The 23,320-nt window shown below is 39.3% G+C and carries 21 protein-coding genes and 1 other annotated feature; of the genes, 8 read left to right on the forward strand and 13 right to left on the reverse strand.

Annotated elements, in window-relative coordinates; translation table 11 throughout:
* From wecB to KNO99_RS00170, 3 genes are all read left to right on the forward strand, one after another.
* A complete protein-coding gene (wecB, locus tag KNO99_RS00160; RefSeq protein WP_214744205.1) occupies positions 1 to 1,116 on the forward strand; it encodes a non-hydrolyzing UDP-N-acetylglucosamine 2-epimerase in 1,116 nt (371 codons plus the stop codon).
* A gap of 1,082 nt (positions 1,117 to 2,198) precedes the next feature.
* Positions 2,199 to 2,747 carry a transposase gene (locus KNO99_RS00165; RefSeq protein WP_214744207.1) on the forward strand — a complete coding sequence of 183 codons (549 nt, stop codon included), beginning with the start codon at positions 2,199 to 2,201 and terminating at the stop codon, positions 2,745 to 2,747.
* A gap of 116 nt (positions 2,748 to 2,863) precedes the next feature.
* Positions 2,864 to 3,334: a transposase gene (locus KNO99_RS00170; RefSeq protein ID WP_214744209.1), complete on the forward strand. Its 471-nt coding sequence runs from the start codon at positions 2,864 to 2,866 to the stop codon at positions 3,332 to 3,334.
* A gap of 208 nt (positions 3,335 to 3,542) precedes the next feature.
* Here the strand turns inward: KNO99_RS00170 and kdsB are convergent, their stop codons facing one another.
* The 9 genes from kdsB to KNO99_RS00215 form a co-directional block, all read right to left on the reverse strand.
* Complete coding sequence (gene kdsB / locus KNO99_RS00175; protein ID WP_214744211.1) at positions 3,543 to 4,283, reverse strand: 3-deoxy-manno-octulosonate cytidylyltransferase; 741 nt, start codon at positions 4,281 to 4,283, stop codon at positions 3,543 to 3,545.
* Between the two features lie 28 nt (positions 4,284 to 4,311).
* Positions 4,312 to 5,277: a KpsF/GutQ family sugar-phosphate isomerase gene (locus KNO99_RS00180; protein WP_214744213.1), complete on the reverse strand. Its 966-nt coding sequence runs from the start codon at positions 5,275 to 5,277 to the stop codon at positions 4,312 to 4,314.
* Between the two features lie 16 nt (positions 5,278 to 5,293).
* The gene (locus KNO99_RS00185) at positions 5,294 to 5,806 is read right to left on the reverse strand and encodes a KdsC family phosphatase (protein WP_214744215.1); all 513 of its coding nucleotides are present in this window, start codon (positions 5,804 to 5,806) and stop codon (positions 5,294 to 5,296) included.
* Positions 5,799 to 6,638, reverse strand: a complete 840-nt coding sequence (kdsA, locus tag KNO99_RS00190; protein WP_214744217.1) for a 3-deoxy-8-phosphooctulonate synthase — start codon at positions 6,636 to 6,638, stop codon at positions 5,799 to 5,801. Before kdsA ends, KNO99_RS00185 begins: the two co-directional genes overlap by 8 nt.
* Before the next feature lie 49 nt (positions 6,639 to 6,687).
* Positions 6,688 to 9,201 (reverse strand): glycosyltransferase, encoded by a 2,514-nt coding sequence (locus KNO99_RS00195; protein ID WP_214744219.1) that lies wholly within the window; start codon positions 9,199 to 9,201, stop codon positions 6,688 to 6,690.
* On the reverse strand, positions 9,191 to 10,573 hold the full coding sequence (locus KNO99_RS00200) for a capsular polysaccharide export protein, LipB/KpsS family (RefSeq protein WP_214744221.1): 1,383 nt from the start codon (positions 10,571 to 10,573) through the stop codon (positions 9,191 to 9,193). Before KNO99_RS00200 ends, KNO99_RS00195 begins: the two co-directional genes overlap by 11 nt.
* Complete coding sequence (locus KNO99_RS00205; RefSeq protein WP_214744223.1) at positions 10,570 to 11,103, reverse strand: hypothetical protein; 534 nt, start codon at positions 11,101 to 11,103, stop codon at positions 10,570 to 10,572. Before KNO99_RS00205 ends, KNO99_RS00200 begins: the two co-directional genes overlap by 4 nt.
* The gene (locus KNO99_RS00210; protein WP_214744225.1) at positions 11,100 to 13,832 is read right to left on the reverse strand and encodes a CDP-glycerol:glycerophosphate glycerophosphotransferase; all 2,733 of its coding nucleotides are present in this window, start codon (positions 13,830 to 13,832) and stop codon (positions 11,100 to 11,102) included. The genes KNO99_RS00205 and KNO99_RS00210 overlap by 4 nt, the downstream gene beginning before the upstream one ends.
* Positions 13,833 to 14,153: 321 nt before the next feature.
* Positions 14,154 to 14,531, reverse strand: coding sequence for a nuclear transport factor 2 family protein (locus KNO99_RS00215; protein WP_214744227.1), 378 nt, complete (start codon positions 14,529 to 14,531; stop codon positions 14,154 to 14,156).
* Positions 14,532 to 14,720: 189 nt separating this feature from the next.
* Between KNO99_RS00215 and KNO99_RS00220 the strand changes: the two genes are divergently transcribed.
* From KNO99_RS00220 to KNO99_RS00240, 5 genes are all read left to right on the forward strand, one after another.
* Complete coding sequence (locus tag KNO99_RS00220) at positions 14,721 to 16,952, forward strand: C40 family peptidase (protein ID WP_214744229.1); 2,232 nt, start codon at positions 14,721 to 14,723, stop codon at positions 16,950 to 16,952.
* 12 nt (positions 16,953 to 16,964) lie between these two features.
* A complete protein-coding gene (locus KNO99_RS00225) occupies positions 16,965 to 17,252 on the forward strand; it encodes a hypothetical protein (protein ID WP_214744231.1) in 288 nt (95 codons plus the stop codon).
* 35 nt (positions 17,253 to 17,287) lie between these two features.
* On the forward strand, positions 17,288 to 17,554 hold the full coding sequence (locus KNO99_RS00230; protein ID WP_214744233.1) for a hypothetical protein: 267 nt from the start codon (positions 17,288 to 17,290) through the stop codon (positions 17,552 to 17,554).
* Between the two features lie 49 nt (positions 17,555 to 17,603).
* Positions 17,604 to 17,835, forward strand: a binding site (T-box leader).
* A gap of 55 nt (positions 17,836 to 17,890) precedes the next feature.
* Complete coding sequence (gene trpE / locus KNO99_RS00235; protein ID WP_214744234.1) at positions 17,891 to 19,222, forward strand: anthranilate synthase component I; 1,332 nt, start codon at positions 17,891 to 17,893, stop codon at positions 19,220 to 19,222.
* Positions 19,219 to 19,794, forward strand: a complete 576-nt coding sequence (locus KNO99_RS00240; protein WP_214744236.1) for an anthranilate synthase component II — start codon at positions 19,219 to 19,221, stop codon at positions 19,792 to 19,794. Before trpE ends, KNO99_RS00240 begins: the two co-directional genes overlap by 4 nt.
* A 3-nt stretch (positions 19,795 to 19,797) precedes the next feature.
* On the opposite strand, the gene KNO99_RS00245 is transcribed toward KNO99_RS00240, so the two are convergent.
* From KNO99_RS00245 to KNO99_RS00260, 4 genes are read right to left on the reverse strand one after another with little or no spacing between them, the layout of a single operon-like run.
* Complete coding sequence (locus KNO99_RS00245; RefSeq protein WP_214744238.1) at positions 19,798 to 20,493, reverse strand: dihydropteridine reductase; 696 nt, start codon at positions 20,491 to 20,493, stop codon at positions 19,798 to 19,800.
* A 17-nt stretch (positions 20,494 to 20,510) separates the two neighbouring features.
* On the reverse strand, positions 20,511 to 21,263 hold the full coding sequence (locus tag KNO99_RS00250; protein WP_214744240.1) for an iron ABC transporter ATP-binding protein: 753 nt from the start codon (positions 21,261 to 21,263) through the stop codon (positions 20,511 to 20,513).
* Positions 21,260 to 22,318, reverse strand: a complete 1,059-nt coding sequence (locus KNO99_RS00255) for an iron chelate uptake ABC transporter family permease subunit (RefSeq protein ID WP_214744242.1) — start codon at positions 22,316 to 22,318, stop codon at positions 21,260 to 21,262. The genes KNO99_RS00250 and KNO99_RS00255 overlap by 4 nt, the downstream gene beginning before the upstream one ends.
* Positions 22,315 to 23,319, reverse strand: a complete 1,005-nt coding sequence (locus KNO99_RS00260; RefSeq protein WP_214744244.1) for an ABC transporter permease — start codon at positions 23,317 to 23,319, stop codon at positions 22,315 to 22,317. The genes KNO99_RS00255 and KNO99_RS00260 overlap by 4 nt, the downstream gene beginning before the upstream one ends.
* Position 23,320 lies beyond the last annotated feature (1 nt).

Raw genomic sequence — 23,320 nt, forward strand, 5'->3', positions numbered from 1 at the left:
ATGCTAAAAGTAATGACAATTTTCGGAACTAGACCTGAAGCAATAAAAATGGCACCGCTAATTCTAGAATTAAAAAAACATCCTGAGCATTTTGAGTCAATTGTCGTGGTGACTGCACAACATCGTGAGATGCTCGATCAAGTTTTAGATGCTTTTCATCTGACTCCTGATTTCGACTTGAACATTATGAAACCTAATCAAACTCTGACATCAATTACCTCAAAAGTATTGGAAAGCCTCTCTGAACTTTTTGATGAGACTAAACCTGACATAGTGTTGGTACACGGTGACACAACCACCACCTTTGCTGCCTCATTAGCAGCTTTTTATAACCAAATACCTGTAGGTCATGTTGAAGCTGGATTAAGAACCTTTGACAAGCTTTCTCCATTCCCTGAGGAATTAAATAGACAATTAACTGGAGTAATTGCTGACTATCACTTTGCTCCAACAGAACAAGCAAAACAAAACCTGTTATTAGAGAACAAACCAGCTTCTTCAATCATCGTTACTGGTAATACAGCAATTGATGCTTTGAAGACCACGGTTCAAAAAGACTACGAGCACCCTATTTTGGAGTTATGTGAAGAACACAATTATAAAATGATTCTGCTTACTTCCCATCGCCGAGAAAATCTAGGTGTACCGATGCGCCAGATTTTTAATGCCGTAAAAAAAATTCATGATTCTCACTCTGATGTGTTTATCGTATTCCCTGTACATTTGAATCCACTTGTACAAGAACTTGCCAATGAAATTCTCGGGGAATCGGAGCGCATTCGTTTAATTCCACCTTTAGAAGTTATTGACTTTCATAATTTCGCAGCGAAATCTCATTTAATCCTGACTGATTCCGGTGGTATACAAGAAGAAGCTCCCTCTCTAGGAAAACCAGTTCTCGTTCTTCGAGAAACAACTGAGCGACCGGAAGGTGTTAAAGCCGGGACTTTGAAATTGGTCGGCACTGATTCTAGTAAAATCTTCGAAGAAGCTCATCGTTTATTAACCGATGAGTCTGTCTATCATTCAATGTCAAACCTATCTAATCCTTATGGAGACGGAACAGCATCAGAGAAAATTGTTGATTTTTTAACCCATTCATTATTAAAAAAGTAAATTTTGAATAAAAATCATCATAAACAATTCAGTATACTCCTTAATTGATAAACAGATGAACTAAAAAATCTGTTATTCTAAATTTGAACTGCACCTCCACTTGTCAGACACATCTAACAAGTGGAGGTGCAGTTTTTATGACTAGATTTACTACTCATCGAAAATTAAACACCGTCATGGCCTATCGGGAAGAGACAGATAGTATGAATGACATCGCGAAAATCCCTAGGGACAGACACGACCTTGGTGTGTAACTGGGGCAAGCAGTTCGACTATCATGAGCCGATGGCCTTTTCCAAACCCTATACACCTTACCCCGCACAGTTTAAACTGGACGTACTTCAAACATGAACAAGAATGGCGTGTCAGTAAACGGAGCGGCTGTAATCTTCAATATTGCCTCTCCCTTCTCACAGTCCGAAAATGGGAGAGGTAACTGAGGAGGGTAGTGCGCGCTAATTCCTAAGAAGAAAGGACCGCCACCGATGAAAGATATGACAGGCAATGAAAAGCGTCGAATTCCGGCAGAATGGAGAGTTGAACGCCTTAGTTCGATCCAAGGGAAACGTCACTAAGGAAGACAAAGTAAAGGTCATCTATCGTCAACATTCTCGGAGAACAATCCTTTTAGAGAGCAGTTTGTTGAGTTTATTGAGTGGAATGAGTGCGATTGTCAACAGCGGTTTAAAATTGGTTCTTCCTCACTTTTTATGAAGCACGTCCTCGGGAATTAATTCACTAAAATGATTGAAGGGATTAATATGTTAGATGGGTTTCTTCCAGAACTAGAAGTGGTCGATGCAAACCATTCCATCGAAGCATATCAGATCATTTGTCATCGGAAAAAGTTGTGCGCTCACAAAGTTCTCATACCGTGTCCACAGCAGATACATCAGGACGTTGAGGGATGAGCGTGTGTTTGGGATGGATACAGTTTCGGGTTCAGGTGAGACGCTTCTTCTGCGACGATTCTGCCTGTTCAACGAGTATCTTCACGGAAAGGTTTTCTTCCGTTTGTCGTTCACATTTTCGCAGAACAATTCGTTTGGAGCGCAGTCTGTTGAGACTATTGAGTGGGTTGAGTGCAATCGGGCTGGAACATATTTGAACAACATCAGCGACAGTACGCTACTCTGAATGTTGAAACGATCGGAACATCATGTGAAAAAAAACTGCTCCTCGCGTTATCGGCATTGACGACTGGGCCTGGAGAAAACGAAAAATATGGGACAATCATCTGCGATCTTAAGACCAGACACCCAATCGCTTTACTCCCCTCTCGGGATGTGAACACTGTCCCTACCTGGATTCGCTCACACAATACCATCCAGGTCGTGGCACGGGACGGATCTGTCGAGTTTCGGGAGTCAATCCGCTTGACCGATGAAAAGATTCAACAGGTGAGCGACCGATGGCACCTGTTTCATAATTTAGGAAAGAAAATTGAAGAAGTTTTGAAACGACAACTTCCATCAAACGCAAAGATTGTTCTCGAACCGGATAGTCTAAGTGTCGAACGTGAGCTGACAGATGCTGAAAGAAGGAAATGGACACTTATTCTAGCCGTACAGTATGATGCAAAACAAGGTGACCCAATCTCCAAGTTGGTCAGAACCCGAAGACGCGTATGAGATATTTGAAGCTGACAGAGCCACCAAAAGTCAATCAGTCACATCGACGTCACAGTGCAGACATCCATAAACAAGATATCGCCAGATGAATCCGCTAAGGCAGGATGACAGAATGGGTGCATCGGGCATTGAAACGAAAGTGGAATCAGTGCATTTCGTTCATATGTCGCAAAGTTAAAAAAACAATCCCTCACGAAAAAATCATTAATCGAGGAATCATCCAGATAGTCCTTTGGGGAGATGAGCCTTCTAACAAGCCACTTCTCCTAAAGATACTTGGCCTCTATCCTTTCCTGAAGCAATTGAACGAGCTTGTCCGTTCGTTCAAGGAACTTTTCGGGGAGACGACGTCTGAACTGGATATCTTAAAGTGGTGTGAACAGGCAGAACGGATGAACGAAACACCACTATCCTCTTTCGCGACCTATATAGGAGGCGACGTCGACGTCATCCGTGTCGGGATGACGCTGTTCTGGGCAAATGGCATGTGCAAGGGACAGGTCAATCGACTGAAAACAATCAAACGTCAAATGTATGGTCGGGCGGGATGGGAACTGTTACGCATCAAAATATTGAGTATCAGTTGAATCCTGATGTTCTACTGATATATAAATCGATATAGATTCAAGGCTCTTAAGATTTATCATCGACTATCGTCCCTCCCTCAATCATAAATCGTTTTAAAAAATAAACGGCATAAGCTCTTTTGAATTAGAGACTTATACCGTTAATTATAGTTTGTAATTAATTTTTAAATAGTTTAAATAAACATAATCTTAATCTGAAGAAGAAAACTTAGATTAATTCACTTTTCAACTCGTTTTCTACAACTGCAATATGCTCAGGCAAATCTACTCCAATACTCTGGAAAGGTGTCTCTAAAATTTTGACTGGTAAATTATTTTCAATAGCTCTCAATTGTTCTAATTGTTCCATTGTTTCTAAATAGGATTGATTAAGCGAAGCAAATTCTTTTAGAAAACTAGGTTTATATCCATATACACCAATATGTTTAAAATACTCAGTTTTGTCATGATTATCTCGATTAAAAGGAATTGTTGATCTAGAAAAATAAACAGCAAAGTCATCAGTCGTCTTCACTACTTTTGCAATGTTAGGATTATTTATTTCTTGCTCATCCTCGATACGCTTACATAACGTTGCGAACGAAACGGCCTCATCCTCGAATGCTGAAATTAATGTGTCAATCATTTCTTCTTTTATCATTGGCTCATCACCTTGTATATTAAGTACAAGGTCGTAGTCAGTCTTAATTTCGTTAACTGCATATGCAATTCGATCTGTTCCAGAAGGTAAATCAGAGGGTGTCATTATTGCTTTCCCACCAAATGAAGACACGCATTCCATAATACGTTCATCATCTGTAGCCACATATACTTCGTCAATCTTCTTCATTTTTTTTACTCTTTCATAAACCCATTGAATCATAGGTTTATTATGAATGAGGGCCAATGGTTTTCCAGGAAAACGAGTAGATGCATATCGAGACGGTAAAACTGCAACAATTTTATTCATCTTCAATCTCCTTAACTTTAGTTAACAATTATTTGAATCCAAATACATCGTGAAGTGTAATAATTCCTTTGACTTCATCATTTGCATCATGAACGACTAGGTTACTGATTTTATTACTATCCATATATTCTAATGCGACGTTTGCCATTTCAGATTCCAAAATATGCTTATACTTCGGACTCATAATTTCATTCGCAGTTACTGACGATAAATCTTTTAGTTTCCCAATTACTCGTCGAATATCTCCGTCGGTAATAATACCTACAACTTTTGTATCTGAATAAACAAGAGTCAACCCTAGTCGTTTTGAACTAATTTCATAAATAATATCTTGGATATTCGCATCATAGTCCACTTTAGGAATTTCAGTATGCATTAAGTCACGAACTCTTGTTAACAATCTACGACCTAGAGCTCCACCCGGATGATACACAGCAAAACTTTCCGGCTTAAAATCTCTCTTTTTAATCAGTGCTACTGTTAGTGCATCACCCATAACTAATGTTGCCGTTGTTGAAGACGTTGGTGCCAAGTTAAGTGGACATGCCTCTTTATCAATACCAATATTTAAAACTACATCAGATGCTTTTGCTAAAGGAGAATTAACATTTCCAGTCATAGCAATCAATTTACTACCAATTTGTTTAATGGAAGGGATTAAGTTTAATACTTCTTGAGATGATCCACTGTTTGAAATTGCAATCACAATATCATCTTTATAGACCATTCCTAAATCACCATGTAATCCTTCTGCAGCATTCATAAAGAAAGATTGAGTTCCTGTAGAAGCTAAACTAGCAGCAATTTTCTTTCCGATGATACCTGATTTCCCAATACCTGTAATCACTACTCGTCCAGATGTATTAAAGATTAAATCAACTGCATCAACGAACTCATTACCAATTCGATTTTTCATTTTTTCTAGTTCTGAAATCTCAAGTTCAATCACTTCTTTGGCAATGTCAACAAAATTTAGATTTTTAATCGATTCCACGTTAATTCATCCTTCCTCATTGACCACGACTAGCATAGTTAGTTACAATATTTCCCCATTTACCTGAAGCTTCAAGAACGGAAACGATAATTTCTCTTACCGCACCTTCTCCTCCGTTAAATTGGGACACGATATTTACATATTCTCTTACTTCTTTGGCAGCATCTTTTGGGCAAGCCGAATATTTGCAAGCTTTCATAGCATCGATATCATTAATATCATCACCAACAAACATAAAGTTTTTTAACTCAATATTTAATTCATCTGATATTTGATTCAATACACTTACCTTTGAATGTATTCCTTGAAATACTCGTGAAATCCCAAGCTCTTGAGCTCTTTTAGAAACAGCATCAGAACTTCTCCCAGTGATTAGAATGATTTCAATTCCAACCTTGATGGCTTGGGCAATAGCCAAGCCATCTTTTACATTAAAAGCTTTGATTTCTTCACCAGTGCTGGAATAAAATAATTTTCCGTCAGTTAGTGTCCCATCTACATCAAGTGCGATTACTCTAATATCATCCATTCTTTGTCAACTCGTCATATTTTACAGCTTCACTTAACAACGCTTTAATACCTTCAAGGTATAGTTGGTTAGGTCCATCTGAAAAAGCATTATCTGGATCAGGATGTACTTCTGCGAAAATGGCATCGACACCAATCGCTAGTGCCGCACGCATTAATGGAAAGACAAAGTCTCTATTGCCTCCAGTAGATGTTCCTTTACCACCTGGTTTTTGAACTGCGTGTGTAGCATCAAATACAATCGGATATCCAAATTCCCGCATTTCGATCAATCCAGTCATATCAACCACTAAATTATTATATCCGAAAGAGCTCCCTCTCTCACAAAGCATAATTTTCTCAGTACCTGCCTCTTCGAGCTTAGAAACTACGTTCTTCATGTCCCAAGGAGCCATAAATTGACCTTTTTTCACGTTTACAACTTTCCCTGTTTCCGCTGCAGCAACTAGCAAATCAGTTTGGCGAGCAAGGAAAGCAGGAATTTGAATAGCATCTACAACTTTAGCAACTTCTTTACATTGCCATGGTTCATGGACATCAGTAATTACAGGCACTCCTACTTCATTTTTTACTTTTTCTAAAATTTTTAATCCTTTTTCTAAACCTACACCACGAGGTGCATGAATTGATGATCGGTTAGCCTTATCGAAAGATGATTTAAAAATAAAATTAATCCCCAATTCGTCACAGATTTCTTTTAACTCATGTGCTACTTGTAAACTCATTTCTTCACTTTCAATTGCACAAGGACCTGAAATTAATGTGAATCTTCCGTTCCCGATTTGAAATTCTCCATTTACATCTACTGATTTGACCGATTTAATGCCTCTCATAATTAATACCTCCAGTTATATGATATTTTTCATTTTATACAATATTGAATTATTTATTAAAGTTTATTAAATCATTATACGAATGAATATATTCGGAGATAATTTCATCCCATTTTTTCACGCTTGCTGATTGTACTGCGTTACATCCCATTCTTTTGATCTCTTCAGGATTTTCAACGAGGTACTTCAGGGAATCATACAATTCTGTACTATCACCGTAAGAAAAGACTAAGCCTTCGTTCATATGTTCAACAAAATCAGGAACGAATCCACATGGAGTGCTAACGATTGCCAAACCCGTAGCCATAGCTTCAGGTAGCGAGGCGGGACCACCTTCTGCCTCAGAAGCAATTAAAAATACATCCATTTCTTTGTATTTTTCCGGATAATCCTTGTACTCTAAATTCTCAAATACCTCACACTCAATACCAAAATGATCAAAGACACCTTTATCAATGCTTCTATCTTTTCCAATCAAGATAAACTTAATAGGCAAATCTTTTAAATTTTCAAGAGCATCATAAATAGTGTTTTCACCTTTAATTAAACGTCCATATCTTCTACTTGAAATACCAATAACCATTTTATTGTTGAAATCAAAGCTTTCATTATAATTACTTTTAGGTGTAAACATTTCGTCCACACCATGTGGTACGACTCTGATACTATTTTTATTATTAACATATCCTTCTAACAAAGATTTCTGACTGTGATTTAAAGTCAATATCATATCTGAGTTACGATAACTGTCAATAAAATGTCGCAATTTCAGTGACTCAGAATCTCGTTCTAAATCATGATGTACAGTCGAAAGTGCAGGATGTCTCATTTTGTTTAATGGAACCTTGTTCGGACGCCAGTAATGATATACATCTGCTTTATAAATAGGATTATTGGATACAACCATTAACATCTTATTTTCTAGCAATTGCTTCTCAAAACGTTTCAGCATATGTTCAAATATTTGACTATTAGCACCTCCTCCCATCACCATATTGATTATTTTATAATCTCTGTAATGGAATTCGTATATTTTCCTCTTAAAGAGTTTATAACTATTCTTAGGATTATGGTAAACATACTGAATCCATCTAATTAATTTCACATTACTATACTTTACATCTTTCTTCTTTTTTAACTTTTGAGGTGAGTTAATAGTATAAGGTATATATGATACTTTTCTCACTTTCTTTTCAAAGTCAGTTTGCGGAAGTTCTCTTAACATTAGAATGTCTTCTACAATATGATAAAGGTAGTTTTTCACTTCTTTTTGTTCTTCGTCATTCAAATGGGGAATCATTACTAGTTCCCTAATTTTTTGATCAAGATCAAAACGATTCTTTACGTCAATCGTCCACCCCTTATTAGAATAATAAGCGTTACCTACCTGTAGCACCCTTTTTCCCGCATAAAGCATTTCGAGTCCACTTTGGCTACAAGAAGTAATTGCGCATTCTGAAAACTCAATTAAAGATTCAATATTAATATCGTAATCAATGGAGGTGTTCTTCAAATCACCAAAAATTTTATTTAATACTTTTTTGCTTACACCTTCGACATTATGTTGTTTAGAGTTTTCCCATGGATGAAGTTTAACGAACAAATGATATTCATCTTGTTGTTCAAAATAATTTATAACAGATTGATAGAAATCAATTGTACTGTTGAAGCTGGTCAGGTCCTTAGTAATTGAAAAGTCATTTATAACTTGTCCAATTAACAAGACAATTTTTTTATCAGAAGGTATATTATACTTGTCGTAAAATTCTTTTTTAGAAATCTTACTAGGCTGAACTACGTTTAGATTTGTTCTAGAAGACATTAAATGATCTAGTTTCAATATTTGAGAATCTTCTAACTCTAAATCTTTAATCTTTTGCCAAAAAGAATTATCTCCTGCTCTGTGGTTATTAGTGATAATTCCTGAAGTATTATCTGCAAAATGGAACTGCTTTAAAAAGAAGCCTTCAAACGCTATCGCATTTATTTTATATTGATGTGCAACTAACCCTGCAACCCTTGAGTAAATTGAAGTTCCACCGTAAAGGCATACATTTAAAATTTCACGATTTTGAAATTCTTTTTCAAAGTGATCAATCCAAAAAGATGCAACAATCAAGCTATTTCTTACAGCATTTTTTATACTTTCATCTGTACCAAAATAGTTCGATTTGAAAATACTAAGAACATCTACATCTTGATTTTGCAATGTCATTTCTTCTGCTAGTACCAAATCGTAATACTTTGAAGATAAGTACAAAAGTAGCTCCGGTTTTACTACTGGATATAGTTTTATACCTTTATATTTGACTAACTTTAATTTATCTATATCACATTTGTTAATATCTTCGAATTCGGAATACATATTTACATATTCATCAATTTTCTCCAGGTTTTCAATATGTTTGAAATAATACATCCCAAATGAATTTTTTAATCTTGGAAAATAGTTGTTAATGAAATACGAATGATTATTTTCCACGTATTGCATAAAGTTAAAGAAATTCCGCTTATGAAAGTTTGTTTTATCTACAAAATAATAGTCAATAGTTTTATTTTTCATTTTTAACTCCTAAAATTCTATCAATTAAATTTTCTATTTCCACTTCAGAAGGATATCGGCGATTTATGACACAAAAATAATCATATCGTAAATAGCAAACAAATTTTTTTACTAAATCCGTGTTCACGTCAAAATTTAAATAATCTTCAATAATTTTAGCATCTGTATTCTCTTCATAATTTAAAGTTAACCCTTCAATATTATAAAATGCATTTCCAAAAGTAACTACTTTTTTAAATCGCTCAATTGCTTCAAAGCCAACCGTAGAGTTAATTGTAAATACACATTCGGTTTTTTCTAACAAATCAGACGTATTTTTATTACTCTCAAATAAAATTTCACAGTCTTTTTTTAAACTCTCGATTTTTTTGTAACTCTCTAAGTGAGCTTCGGCAATATACAATGGGTGTTTTTTAAAAATAATCTTTAAAGGAATTTCATTTTTTCTAACTAAAGAATTATTAATTTCAGTAACTAAATTGACAACCTTACTTAAAAAATCATATAGAGAATTAATTTGAGGGGCATTTTTGATGATTTGCATATCAGTTTCTAATTGTAATGGAACAAAAATATACCTCTCATTTTTCATAATTAACTTTTCAGATATTGTTTTTACACTAACTGAATCTTTTTCTTTAGGTTGACCTGTTAATATTATTCCTAGCTCTTTATAATACCAATTCCGATATTCCTTTACACGGTTAATAACTTGATTTTGAATTTGAGGAACAGTACGACGATTATCATATAATGTTTCTAAATCCTTAAATTCTAAATTCTCGTAAAACTTTTTTTGTTTTGGAATTGAAGATTCCGCATTAACGCCTGTATGATCAACCATAAGTGTAAAAGGTCTAAAATAACCATTTTCAAGTGAAACACATCGCACATTTTTTTGATTCGCAATTAATCTAATTACCGAGCTTTCAAGTGAATCTCCAAATACAATAAATAAATTAATTTTTTCGTTATCAATTAACCAATCGATTCTATTGATAAGTTTATAAACTCTTAATCGTATTTGAGTAATATCACTCCTTCCCAGCATTTTTAAATTAAATTCATATGTTTGATGTATAATTTTTTCTACACTTTCCCGTTGCTTTTCATCTAACTTCTCAAAAGCTCCAAGTGTACTCTCTCTTATGGAATGAAGATTATACCTTTTAACATTTGTGTCAAGAAGATAAAAATATTTTTTTAAATTTATACCATCTCCTATAGGATTAAAAAGATAACAAACTTCGTTATCAGTATTTTTGTTTATCTTTTGAATTAAGCTCTTCAAAAGATAAACATCATTGATTTCTTCATTTCTATAATCCATTCCACTAAAACCAGAGAAAGCGATTTTATAAAATCTTTTCATTTCGTAAAAATCACCTTTCTAGCTATATTTTTTTCCAACTTTTCCTTGTAGGATTGATTCAAGTCTTGTATTGCATTTGGTGATATTGTGAATATATTTGAGAGCATATCTAACTGATCAACCGTAAAATTCTTCAATAAAGATTTTTTTATAATGATTTTCTTTTTAAAGTAACTCCATTTCTTTAGAGATATAGCTTCTAAAAAAAAGTCACAAGGAGGTGCTACTTTAATGTTACTTAAAGGAATTTTGACTATAAAAGATTTAAAATTTTGAACCCCAAAAATACTTATCAATTCCTGACGATTTAGGTGTTCAAATTGTATTCGCTGAGCACTTTGTCTACTAGAAATATAGAAATGGTAAGATAGTTCAGCACAGTTTCTTCCATGAACATGACCAACGAGAATCGCGTCCCCAGATTTTTCATCTATAAAGAATTCTTCGATTTCTAAAGATATTTCATCTTTATTCTTATTTAAAAACAATTTTTTCAAAACTGTAAGTACTTGATGCTTAACTTGCCTCATAACTGAGATATCCTTTCAAAAGTTTGTTTTGCTATCTCTCTATTTTCTTTTTCACTCTTAGGATTATTTTTAGCATAGTCATTATTTTGTAACATCTTTTGAATAGCAGAAATAATTTCTATTTCATCAATTAATGAAATTCCAAATTCTTCACCTGGTTTTCTCGGGCCCTTATTATAGTGTTCAGAAAAGAAGCGATCGTAATCAAATGGGCAAAAAAGTACTGGTTTGTTCAAATAATTAACGTCATATGAGACAGAAGAATAATCGGTTATTAATAAAGTACATTTTTCAAGATACTCTTTAACTTCGGATCCTTTTTCAGCAATTTTTATATATTTTTTATCAAACAAAACATCTTCTTGAATTGCATTTATATATTCCTTCATCAAATAGTGAGGAAAGAATATTAGCTCAGCATTATTCGATTCTAAAACTTTCGCTAAATGCTCAGAATCCATTAATTTACGGTAATAAGCCCAAAAATCAGATTTTACAAAGTCTTCTTCATTATGAATCCAATGTCTCCAAGTAGGCATTAAAAGTATTTGCTTTTTTTCAGTAAATTGCGATTGATCATGAAGTTCATCCCAGCGTACTAAACCTAGATCTATAACTTCGCTCTCACTATATCCGTACTCTTCTATAATATGAGTCATCTCTTGCTTAGAGGAGGTTATAAATAAATCATATTCTGCTCTGTTTTTATGCAATACATGATTTAATCTACTAAATCCAATAACACCATGTTGCAAAAATACTTTTTTTCTTATTGTTAATTTCGGAAAAATTTTCGAGATTTTCTTATAAGAATCAGAGTACATGTTAGCTGTTTCCAAATAACTATTTATCGAAATTTTAGAATTTAATAGCGCTAGTGTATGTTTGAGACTATCAAAAGTTATAACGTTTCCATAGTCTTTTACTTTACCATAATCCTTAGCTTGCTTCTCAATGAGATAATACACTGGAACATCTGGATGATTTAAGCGTATATACTTAAATAAATGAAAAGAATTATCTTGGGCAGAATCCTTTCTTTCAGCAATAATCCAAATTTTCTTTTCTCTTCTTACTAGCTTTTGAGCGAAAATTAACATTAATGCTAACAGAGTTTTATAGTCTTTGTTTCGAATCATTTTTAACAGATGGCCACTTATATTACGCGTTATTTTTAATTTCACATCTATCTTATTTAAAAAAGTATTTTCAACTCTATCAATTTCGAATCCATTCTCAAATTTAGGAACATATATCGAGTCGTTATAATCACAAGGTCTAATATTATTTTTAAGTTCAGATGTGAGAATTTCCAAAGGGAAAGTTACGATTTTACCATTTATCAACTCTACCTCTAGGGAAAAAGTATTATTACCGTAAACTAAAAAATCGTTTAAAGGAAAATTAACTTCTTTAAAACCATAGAAATTATAGTTAATTTTATTGTTACTATATAGAAAACTTAAGTCAGTTCTGTAGTCTTCTTCTAAATAAATCTTTTTTTTAGATTTATGTTTGCTTTTAATTACGATATAGCGATTCTTAATAAATTCAGAGGAGACTTTTTCTAATCCAAAGTACCCTTTAAGAATTAATTTCCCATCAAAAATTTTAATTTTTTCAATTTTTGAAAATTTCGATAGATTGTTGATTTGAAGATATTCTACTAATTTCGGAACCACATTTGAAATAGAGGACAATATCATACCATCTTTTATAATAATTCTCTCTTCACCATATTTACTCAATTCTTGTAATATACTTTCAGTTTCCTCAATTGATACAAGTTCTAAAATCTTGAACAACGATGGAATTTCTAAATCTTTATTCTTTATCAATGCACTAAAGTTTAAAAAAGTTTCGGGTATTTTTTTTATTAAGGTAGCAAATTTCAAAAAATCTCGCTTATCTGTATTAGATAAAATTTTGTAAAATAAAGTAGATATATAATTGATTTGTCTTTTCTCTACAAAAAAAGCGTTTTCTGGATTCGGTAAATAAAGTTCACTTATTTTTTCTTCTAAAATCATTAATTGTTCAAAAAAAGTTAAATTGTATTTTCTAGATAAAGATTTACTTTCCTCTAAAACTCGATAATTCAAGAAAATTTTAGGCGTTACAAATACAGCATTTGTATACTGATAGAATGTTTGTACAAAAAGTAAGTCTTCGCCGATATGTTGAGTAGTGTCAAACTTAAGATTATTTTGATCAATGACTTTTTTAAGGAATATCTTATTGCACACAGACGGTGTTAAATGCAATTCAGGATTTTCATTTATTGTTTTAGAACCTTCATATTGATCATTAAATATATTCTTCATGGAAATAGAAAACCACTTCTTTGATTTATTGAAAGATTGAATATTACCTATTATCAGTGAGTATTCCTCATTATTCCCAATCTTTTTTAATGTATCTTCTAAATTATTAAATGAAATATAGTCATCTGCATCTATAAAGGTGACATATCTCCCCGTAGAAATTTCCAAACCTAAGTTTCTACAGGCTGAGACGCCCATATTATTACTATTCAAAATAACGTGCAGATTAGATGAAGCAGATGATTGCCTTAAATTCATCAAATATTCTTTACTAAAATCAGTTGAACAGTCGTCAATGGCAATAATTTCTACTAAGTGATTCTTGAGTGGTAGATTTTCGAAGCACTCTGCAATATAATCACCTTTATTAAAATTTGTTATTATGACTGAAAGAATTGGTTGCATCATATAACTCCTCTAACTAATTCAAATAGTGTTTATTGAACTATTTAAACTCCACCTCACGGGTGATTATCAATTTATTTTCATGATATTCTTGCAAAACTAATTACAAAAAATGTGATTGTACATTTAGATACAAATTTCTTATTATTTATTATTTTAATTCTTCATGATAATGAAAACTAAAATGAATCATATCACACCATATCATGTTCAGAGAATTTCATTTTTATTAAATTCATAAAAATTAGCATTAATATATGAAATATTACTTTATTACTTTATTACTTTATTACTTTATTACTTTATTACTTTATTACTTTATTAATTTGCTTCATTAATCATCGTGGCCTGTCCACCTTGCCAGAACCACGTATCATTCTCTTTTACATATAGATGAAGCGCCCAAAAACGACCTTCATATGCATTTGTACCTAAAATAAAACGTTCCTCGAGCAAAAGTTGGACAACAGCTAAGTCCCCTTTAATTGTTTCCTCAAATGTAATGGTGTCTTGTGCAATCCATTGAATAGTTGTCGAATCAACATATTGATCCAAAAATGTTTCTTTATCGAACTGACGTCCACTCGAATCGACATAGCGGAACGAGTGATGCATCAATGACTCGACCGCTTCAATATCTCCACTTACTTGAAAAGCTGAGCGTTCATCAGAAAGTTGTTTCATGTTGAGTGTCTCCATAGTTGTCCCTTCCTTTCCTCGCCTATCATACCACAACTTGAATCTATCCTAAATCACCCCCGTTTTACTCACATACCGAAACGTATTCCCCTTATGATGAAAAGACAAAAGCATATATGAAAAGAAAGGCTGTATACTAAAAAATGGAATTATCATTCTGAAAATTACTATACAAACGAGGTGTAAACCGTGAAACGCATTTTTAGTCTATGGCTTTTGATTTTATCTTTTTCACTATCCTCTGTCTCTGCAGAGGAATCTAACGTCATGATTTTAGCTGGAACAACGATTTATGAAGATATTCAAGAAACTATCATATTACAAGAAACACAACATGACGTCATCGCGTATGTACAATCTATTTCACAAACGCATACATTCGTACAAATCGGGGATGTAAAAGGATTTATTCGAAACGAGAATGTTCAACACTCAAAAAGCATGTATGTCATACGTGAAACGACGATGAAAGATAATGATCACCAATCGGTTACTTCATTACCGTTTCATTCAATTGTTCAAGTGTTTGATGTAGGAACGCAGCCACTTGTTCAAACGATTGAAGGTACATGGGTTGATCGCTCTGCCCTCTCGGATAATCCCGTCACTCCGACAACCTACTATATGAAGTCAAACAGTGATGTTTATCTTTTGGCCGGTGAACAGGAGATTAATTCCCTTACGTTAGGACAATCTGTTCAAGGATATGGTGAACTCGAAGGGTACCTTCGGATTAAATTAGATGGACAGTTTGTATTTATCTCCATACAGAATGTGAGTGACACCCCTGTTCAAACCGGACAACAATTTGTCTTTTCTTCCACACCGTATTATCAAGACCTCGGTCAAACAACTCTCGGCTCATTCTCTCGTGGCGAGCTAGTCACGACTTATGGGATTGAACAAGGATTTGCTCGTGTTCTTACGAAGAATGGATTTGTCTTTGTGAAACAAACTGATTTGATTGATAAAATGCCGACATATAGCAAAACGGGATCTCGTTACGTACAGGCTGACATTCCTATTTATCGTGATCTTGATAGAAAAGAAACTGTCGGTACATTTAAACGTGACCAAAAGATAGACGTATACGGAACAGATTACAATTTTACTCGGGTATTTATCAACGGACAATTTTATTTCGTTGAATCCAACAAACTTGGAACGAAACGTCCACCGTACTTATCAACCGGAAAACGTTATGTATTAAAGAATACGCCACTTTATTCAAGCGCATCCAATTCGTTCAAAACTACTTTATCTTTTAAGCGTGGAGAACAAATCACAATCTACGGAACATCTGGAGCCTATACCCGCGTTCAGGTAAAAGGAACATATTATTTTGTTCCAACGAGTATACTTGGAACAAAAAAACCTCCGTTATATGACGCAACAGGAAAACGATATATTCGCTATGACAATGTAAGCATTTATTCTGCCCCTTCAACGTCGAAACGCGTCTCTCGTCTCAAGCGTGGACAAATCGTTGAAACATTCGGTACGACTGGTTACTATACACGAATTCGCGTCAATAACAGTTATCGATATATCGCGACGAACTACTTGACTCTTAATAAACCGGTCGCAAAACCAAAAGCAGGAACTGTTTTTTATGTTCAATTTAATGGAACGCCATACTTCCATACTGATGTTGCGTATACACGACCTGCAGGAACGCTTGCGCGCGGAACAAAACTGATTGGTATTCGCTCGATTGATGATGATTTTTGGTATGCTCGCCTATCGTCTGGTAAACGCGTGTACGTTACAAACCCTTACATTTCAAAAACGAAGCCAAATGCGGTCACGCCAAAATGGGTCAATCCAGCTCGTCACTATGGAACTACGAAACGTACCGCGTTTTATGCCAATCCGTATGATAAAAAACCAATTGGTTATTTAGATGCTAATCGACGTGTCTATCCTCGCAGTCAACATGGCGACTCATATTTAGTGCAATACAATTGGCGTCCGGTATACGTAAAGACGTCACAGATTCGCGTCAAATCGGATCCACTGGTCATAAAACGAAGTAACTCAAGGAATGAGCGATTCATCGCCTCTGCGGTCAATTATTTAGGAACCCCTTATACATGGGGCTCACAATCGCCTCGAAATGGAGGCTTTGATTGTTCCGGATTAATTCATTACGCATCAAACCAGGCTGGTAAAATCGGTGGGCGTTCAAACGTTTCAGGCTACTGGTATGGTAGCCACTTCAAGAATAAACGAATGAGTCTAACAAGTGGTCGACGTGGAGATATGATTTTCTTTGCGGGAACATATCGAAACGGTCCATCGCATATTGGAATCATGCTGAGCAACGAGTTCTTCATCCATGCAGGTGGCGAAACACTTCAAATTAACTCGATTCATGATCCACAATGGCGTCCATATTTCCTCGGCTATAAATCGCTCTGATGAGGTGCATACATGATGTTTGAATATATTGATCCTTTCTTATGGCAACTTGTCATCGTTCCGTTTCTCACCATTGGTGGTGGTGTCATGGTCGCAATGACTACGAAACGGGTCTGGGTTGGTCCGCTGGTAACGTTCTTATTTAACGCTATGATCGAATTGACGTACTTTGCCGTCTATTATGACCACAGTCCATTCGATGTCAGTCATCTCAGTTCGTGGAATGTCATCTTCCCGCTAATTTCACTCTTGTTTTCGTTCATATTCGTCGGATTGTTGAAAACATCGAAATCTGCCTGATGTGTCATGTCTAATCGTTAATAGGAGGACTCTCTATGTTTCACTATATCGACCCGTTCTTATGGCAACTCGTGATAGTCCCGACTTTTACGATTGGACTAGGGGTCGCTATCGGACTGCGCCTGAGGCGTTTGTCTATCACACCACTAATCACGCTCTTGGCATATTTAGGATTGGAATGGTTCATGTATCGTGGCACTCTCTTCTTTTTTACAAAGTGGTGGCTACTTCCACTCATAGCATTAGGTATTACGTTTACCTTTATCGGAAAACGTCAAATCGATCAACCTTCGACGAAATGACGCTTGACAATATAGCTTCATCCCGTTAAAGTAACGATAACATTCATACGAACTCGCGATGAGAAAGAAGAGTAGCGCGAAGGGACGTCTCCAGAAAGCCGGTGGTCGATGGGAACCGGTGTCGTGCCTTGCGTGAATGGGCTTTTGAGCGTTCAGACCGACATGTAGGCTCTGACGGGTCCTCCCGTTATCGGGGACAGCGAATGATGGTTCGCGATGAGTGGGAAGACAAGGCGTCTTTCAACGAAGGTGGCAACACGGGGAATCTCCTCGTCCTTCATGTCCGATTGGGCATGTGGGGCGGGGAGATTTTTTTAGTTTAAGGAGGAGATTTCGATGCAACAACTGATCATCAATGGCGACGAATTGACACCGGTGGCAATCTTTCACCGTCTACAAGGTGAACGTAAGGTCCTGCTCGAGAGTCGGGCGGAAGGCAAGCATGGCCGCTACTCCATCATCGCGGCGAATCCGGTCGAGACGATCCGGGTCGACGGGAACGACGTGACAGATTCAAGTGGCACGGTTTATGCGGACGACCCGCTCCACGCCCTATCTGAACGCATCACGTGTGACGACATCGCTGCACCGTATCCGTTCATCGGGGGTGCCGTCGGCTATATCGGCTATGACTTACTCCGAGTATATGAACCAATCCCGAACACGCCCACCGAGACACGTGATTTACCGGACGCCCTCTTCCAGCGCTATGAGACGGTCGTCTTATATGACCATCTCGAAGAACAGGTCGTCTTAATCGATACGAGCGAAACGGATGCTACGATGCGACTCGAGTCCATCCGTGAACAGCTCGAGACACCGGAGACACACGCCCTCGAACCGGTCGTCCGGACGAGCGAACAGCTTTTGACGACAAAAGATGAGTTCATCGACCGTGTCCTCCAGGCGAAAGAGGCAATCCTCGCCGGAGAGGTGTTCCAACTCGTCTTGTCACAACGCATCGATGCCACATTCACCGGTGACCCGTTCCACTTTTATCGGACGCTCCGCAAACAAAATCCGAGCCCGTACTTATTCTATATCGACCTCGGGGAAGCGATCGTCCTCGGCGCCTCACCCGAGAGTCTCGTCCGAGTCGAAAATGGTATCGTGACGACGAACCCAATCGCCGGCACACGTCCACGTGGAAAGACGGTCGAGGAAGATATGCGTCACGCGGAGTCGCTGCTGCAGGACGAAAAGGAACTCGCCGAACACCGGATGCTTCTCGACCTCGGACGGAACGATATCGGTCGTGTCGCTAAAGTCGGCACAGTCACGATCCCAAAACACATCGAGCTCGAACGGTTCAAAAATGTGATGCATCTCGTCTCCGAAGTCGAAGGTGAACTACGGGCAGACGTGACGCCAATCGATGCGCTCCGCGCCTGTCTTCCAGCCGGTACCGTTTCGGGTGCCCCGAAGATTCGGGCGATGCAACTCATTGACGAGCTCGAGACGGTCAAGCGCGAAGTGTACGCCGGGGCGGTCGGCTATCTCGACGTCCGAGGTGGATTCGACTTTGCTCTCGCCATTCGGACGATGGTCATCCAAGGTGACACGGCCCACGTCCAAGCTGGTGCCGGCATTGTCTATGATTCGGACCCCGTATCAGAATACGAAGAAACGCTGCATAAAGCCAAATCCCTATTGGAGGTGTTCGCATGATTCTCCTCATCGACAACTATGATTCGTTCACGTATAACGTCTATCAGGACGTCGCCCGATTTAGTGACGTCTGTGTCATTCGAAATGATGAACATACTATAGAAGAAATCCGTCGTATGAACCCGAGTGGGATCATCCTTTCTCCAGGTCCTGGTGGTCCAAAAGATGCAGGTGTCTCGCTTGCGGTCGTTCGACAATTGTCCGGGTACGTTCCGATTCTCGGGGTCTGTCTCGGTCATCAGGTCATCGCTGAGGCGTTCGGCGGTGTCGTCGGTCGGGCGAACGAGGTCATGCACGGGAAAGTGTCGCGCATCAATACGTCACCGAGTGTCTTATTCGAAGGCTTGTCGATGGATGTCATGCGCTATCACTCGCTCGTTGTACAAGAGACAGAACTGATTGTCACGGCAGAGACGACAGACGGTGTCATCATGGCACTCGAACATCCGACCCATCCGACGTATGGCGTCCAGTTCCATCCTGAGTCGATCGGTACACCAGATGGTCGCAGTATCTTTGAACGTTTCGTCCAGCTGTGCACGAAAAAACCGGGGCGAATGTCCCCGGTTTGAGTATCAGCCTAAAAAGTCTTCACGCTGAAAATCGTGCTTGTCGATTTTGATGTTGTCACAGGCTACCCCGTTCGTCCGGAGCACGTGAATCGTCTCGCGTAACAGTTCGTCACTGCCGACGATATAGAATAATCCATCTGGATCGGCAGCCAACGCTTCAATTCGTTCATAGTAGTCTTTCCGACTCGGCACGAACTCTGACGTGAAGTGCTCGTTCGATTCGAAGACGTCACTGAACAGATACGCTGTCGACGAATCGACGTTCAACGAATGGAGATGCGGCACACCTTCCCCGTTCGCCAAGTACTCGAGGACGATCGGACGGAATGTCGCAAGTCCGACACCCGCCGATAACAGATAGACGTTCTTTCCACTCCGCTCGAGCGGGACGTTCGAGTGTGTCTTGAACAAGGCGACCTTGTCCCCCGGCACCATGTCGCGAAGGATGGATTTGAACGTCGAACATTCTGACTTGATGCGGGTCGTGATGCCGATTGCCCCTTCGTACGGCAACGTCGAAATCGACATATGGCGAACGAGGCTTCGGTTCGGCTTGTCCCCGGCGTTGAATCCTTCGAGCGCGAGATGCGTATGCGCCCCTTCTTGCCACGTGAACTCAGGAGGTAACGCGAGATGGAACGTGTATGTATCGGGTGCTTCGTTCACGATTTTTGTGATGGGTGTCCAATCAATTTTCATGTGAATTCTCCCTTTCGTTAATACACCGCAATCGGCCCATACGGCCCTTCGATGATTTCGAGTTTCGTCTCAAAAATATCCGATAAAATCTTGGCGTCCATGATTTCTTCGACCTTCCCGAATGCGGCAATCTGTCCATCTTTCATCGCACAGATCCGGTCCGAGTATTTCGCCGCGAAGTTGATGTCGTGAAGTACCGTGACGATTGTCCGACCAAATTCGTCCGCGACGTGGCGCAAATATTCCATCATCTGAACCGAACGAGCGATATCCAAGTTATTGAGCGGCTCATCGAGGAGGACGTATTCCGTCTCCTGACAGAGCACCATCGCCACATACGCACGCTGACGCTGCCCACCTGACAGTTCGTCGAGGTAACGATTCTCGAGAGCGGTTAAGTCGAGGAAGTCGATATATTTCGAGATGATGGCCTCATCCTCTTTCGTCAATCTTCCTTTTGAGTACGGGAAGCGACCGAATCCGGCGAGTTGCCGGACCGTGAGCCGCGTCACGAAATGGTTCTCTTGACGAAGAATCGTGATGATTTTCGCCAAATCTTTCGACTTCGTGCTCGACACGTCCATCCCAGCGACTTGAATCTGTCCCTCATCTAAGTTGAGCAACCGTCCAATCATCATGAGCGTCGTCGACTTCCCTGCCCCGTTCGGTCCAATGAGTGAAGTGAACCCGGCTTTTGGGATGTCGAGCGTGAGCGGTCCGATGTGGACGTCATCTGTATACGATTTTTTGACTTGTTCGATTTGAATCATAGCGACCTCTTTCGTAGAATGACGGCCAAGAAGATGAGTCCGCCGAACAGTTCGATGATGACGGAGATGACACTTGGCGTCTGGAATATGTGATACATGAAGAAATATGCGCTCGTCAGGACGAAGAACCCTAAGGCGAACGCCATCGGGAAGACGTATTTATGATCATACGTCGAGGCGACCTGGTAGCTGAGCGTTGCGACTAAAAATCCGAAGAACGTGAGCGGCCCGATGAGTGCCGTCGACACCGACATGAGGAGTGAAATCAGGACAAGCGTATAGATGACGCTTCTCCGATGATTCACGCCGAATGTCGTCGCGACATCCTTACCGAGTGCAACGATATTGAGTCGGTTCGAAAACAAGAACAACAGTGTCCCGGCGATGATGACAATCGGAATAACGATGGGAAAGTACGCCACGTCGGCATTCGTCACCGAACCGAACAGTCGTGCCTCCAGAATATCGAATTCGGACGGTGCGAGCATGCGGCGCATGAACGACGACACCGAGTTCAGTCCCGTACCGATGATAATTCCAACGAGCAACATGAGCTGAAGATTGGCGTACTTCCCCGATAAGAGCCATCCGTATAAGAGAAGACTCAAAGTCACCATGAGCCCGACTTGCGTCAAGAAGGCGCCTGTTCCCGAAAATCCAATAAGGGTCCCTGCCCCGAAGAAGAACACCATGCTCGTCTGGATCGTCGAGTAGAGCGCATCGAATCCGAGAAGCGATGGTGTGATGATTCGGTTGTTCGTCACGGAATGAAACGCGACCGTTGCAAGACTTTGACACAGTGCCGCAATGAGCATCGTCACAATGGCGACGATTCGCCGTTCGACGACCGGCACGAATGACGGCGAGTCCATCGGGACCGGATTGTTGTAAAGGAGAAGACCGAGCGCGCACAAGAGTCCTCCGAGAATAAACGCACTTAAAAAGAACCAGTAGCGCCGTGCCGCTCGTTTCGATTGAAACGCCGAAGCATGACGTTCTTCTGTCAATGCATCAACTTTCATTTCGACGCCATCTCGTTCAATGACCGTACTCATCGAACCCCTCCTTTTTTGCGTTGTCGCAATAGAATCATAATAAAGACGAACGCACCGACCGTTCCGAGAATCAGCGAGACCGGGAGTTCGAACGGCATGATGATCGTCCGCGAGATCAAGTCACTCACGAGAATCGCACCCATCCCGACAAGACAGACCCACGGCAGATTGCTGCGTAAATCATCCCCACGAAACATCGAAACGAGGTTCGGGACGATGAGGCCAAGGAACGGTAAATTCCCGATGACCGTCGCCACGACCCCGACCGACAAGGCGATGAGTCCGGTCGCGATCATCATCAATTGGTTATAGTTCACACCGAGACTCGTCGCGATGTCTTCCCCGAGCCCGGCGAGCGTCAAGCGGTTCGCCAGCAAAAAGATGAGCACCGTCACAATGATGATGACCCATAGATACTCGTAGCGCCCGATTTGTACCGAAGCGAACGTCCCGACGAACCAGCCCTCGATCGCCTGACTGGCTCGGAAGAATAGACCGAGGAACGTCGAGATGGCAGAGATGACCGCCCCTAGCATAAGTCCGATAATTGGGACGATGAGTGACGAGCGGAGTTTGACCGAACGTAAGAACCAAAAGAACACCATCGTTCCGATGAACGAAAAGACGATGGCCCCGGTCATGCGCATCATGAGGCTCGGTGCCGGAACGAGCAAGTACACGGTAAGTAAGCCTAGCCCTGCCCATTCAAGCGTTCCTGTTGTCGTTGGTTCGACGAGCCGGTTTTGCGTGATGAGCTGCATGACGAGTCCCGCCATCGCCATCGCCGCTCCCGTCAGCATGAGTGCGACCGTACGAGGGACACGGGTGATCCAAAACATATCGAAGCCGTCTGTCCGTGATAAGTCATATACGCCTGTAAAGAGCGACAGCACCGCCAAACCGAGGACGATGATAGCGGTGAATACGAACGACTTCGTCCACAATTTAGAAAAGGAGGGCTGAGACATCGTCTCAACCCTGGCTGTCAACGGTTTTTGCATA

It is taken from the genome of Exiguobacterium sp. s189, assembly GCF_018617615.1.
GTDB classification, from domain to species: domain Bacteria; phylum Bacillota; class Bacilli; order Exiguobacteriales; family Exiguobacteriaceae; genus Exiguobacterium; species Exiguobacterium aestuarii_A.

Bases quoted from the DNA above. Each gene is read 5' to 3' on its own strand.
- wecB (WP_214744205.1), top strand. From the start codon at position 1: ATGCTAAAAGTAATGACAATTTTCGGAACTAGACCTGAAGCAATAAAA.
- kdsB (WP_214744211.1), bottom strand. From the start codon at position 4,283: ATGAATAAAATTGTTGCAGTTTTACCGTCTCGATATGCATCTACTCGT.
- KNO99_RS00185 (WP_214744215.1), bottom strand. From the start codon at position 5,806: ATGGATGATATTAGAGTAATCGCACTTGATGTAGATGGGACACTAACT.
- kdsA (WP_214744217.1), bottom strand. From the start codon at position 6,638: ATGAGAGGCATTAAATCGGTCAAATCAGTAGATGTAAATGGAGAATTT.
- KNO99_RS00195 (WP_214744219.1), bottom strand. From the start codon at position 9,201: ATGAAAAATAAAACTATTGACTATTATTTTGTAGATAAAACAAACTTT.
- KNO99_RS00200 (WP_214744221.1), bottom strand. From the start codon at position 10,573: ATGAAAAGATTTTATAAAATCGCTTTCTCTGGTTTTAGTGGAATGGAT.
- KNO99_RS00205 (WP_214744223.1), bottom strand. From the start codon at position 11,103: ATGAGGCAAGTTAAGCATCAAGTACTTACAGTTTTGAAAAAATTGTTT.
- KNO99_RS00210 (WP_214744225.1), bottom strand. From the start codon at position 13,832: ATGCAACCAATTCTTTCAGTCATAATAACAAATTTTAATAAAGGTGAT.
- KNO99_RS00215 (WP_214744227.1), bottom strand. From the start codon at position 14,531: ATGGAGACACTCAACATGAAACAACTTTCTGATGAACGCTCAGCTTTT.
- KNO99_RS00225 (WP_214744231.1), top strand. From the start codon at position 16,965: ATGATGTTTGAATATATTGATCCTTTCTTATGGCAACTTGTCATCGTT.
- KNO99_RS00230 (WP_214744233.1), top strand. From the start codon at position 17,288: ATGTTTCACTATATCGACCCGTTCTTATGGCAACTCGTGATAGTCCCG.
- trpE (WP_214744234.1), top strand. From the start codon at position 17,891: ATGCAACAACTGATCATCAATGGCGACGAATTGACACCGGTGGCAATC.
- KNO99_RS00240 (WP_214744236.1), top strand. From the start codon at position 19,219: ATGATTCTCCTCATCGACAACTATGATTCGTTCACGTATAACGTCTAT.
- KNO99_RS00245 (WP_214744238.1), bottom strand. From the start codon at position 20,493: ATGAAAATTGATTGGACACCCATCACAAAAATCGTGAACGAAGCACCC.
- KNO99_RS00250 (WP_214744240.1), bottom strand. From the start codon at position 21,263: ATGATTCAAATCGAACAAGTCAAAAAATCGTATACAGATGACGTCCAC.
- KNO99_RS00255 (WP_214744242.1), bottom strand. From the start codon at position 22,318: ATGAGTACGGTCATTGAACGAGATGGCGTCGAAATGAAAGTTGATGCA.
- KNO99_RS00260 (WP_214744244.1), bottom strand. From the start codon at position 23,319: ATGCAAAAACCGTTGACAGCCAGGGTTGAGACGATGTCTCAGCCCTCC.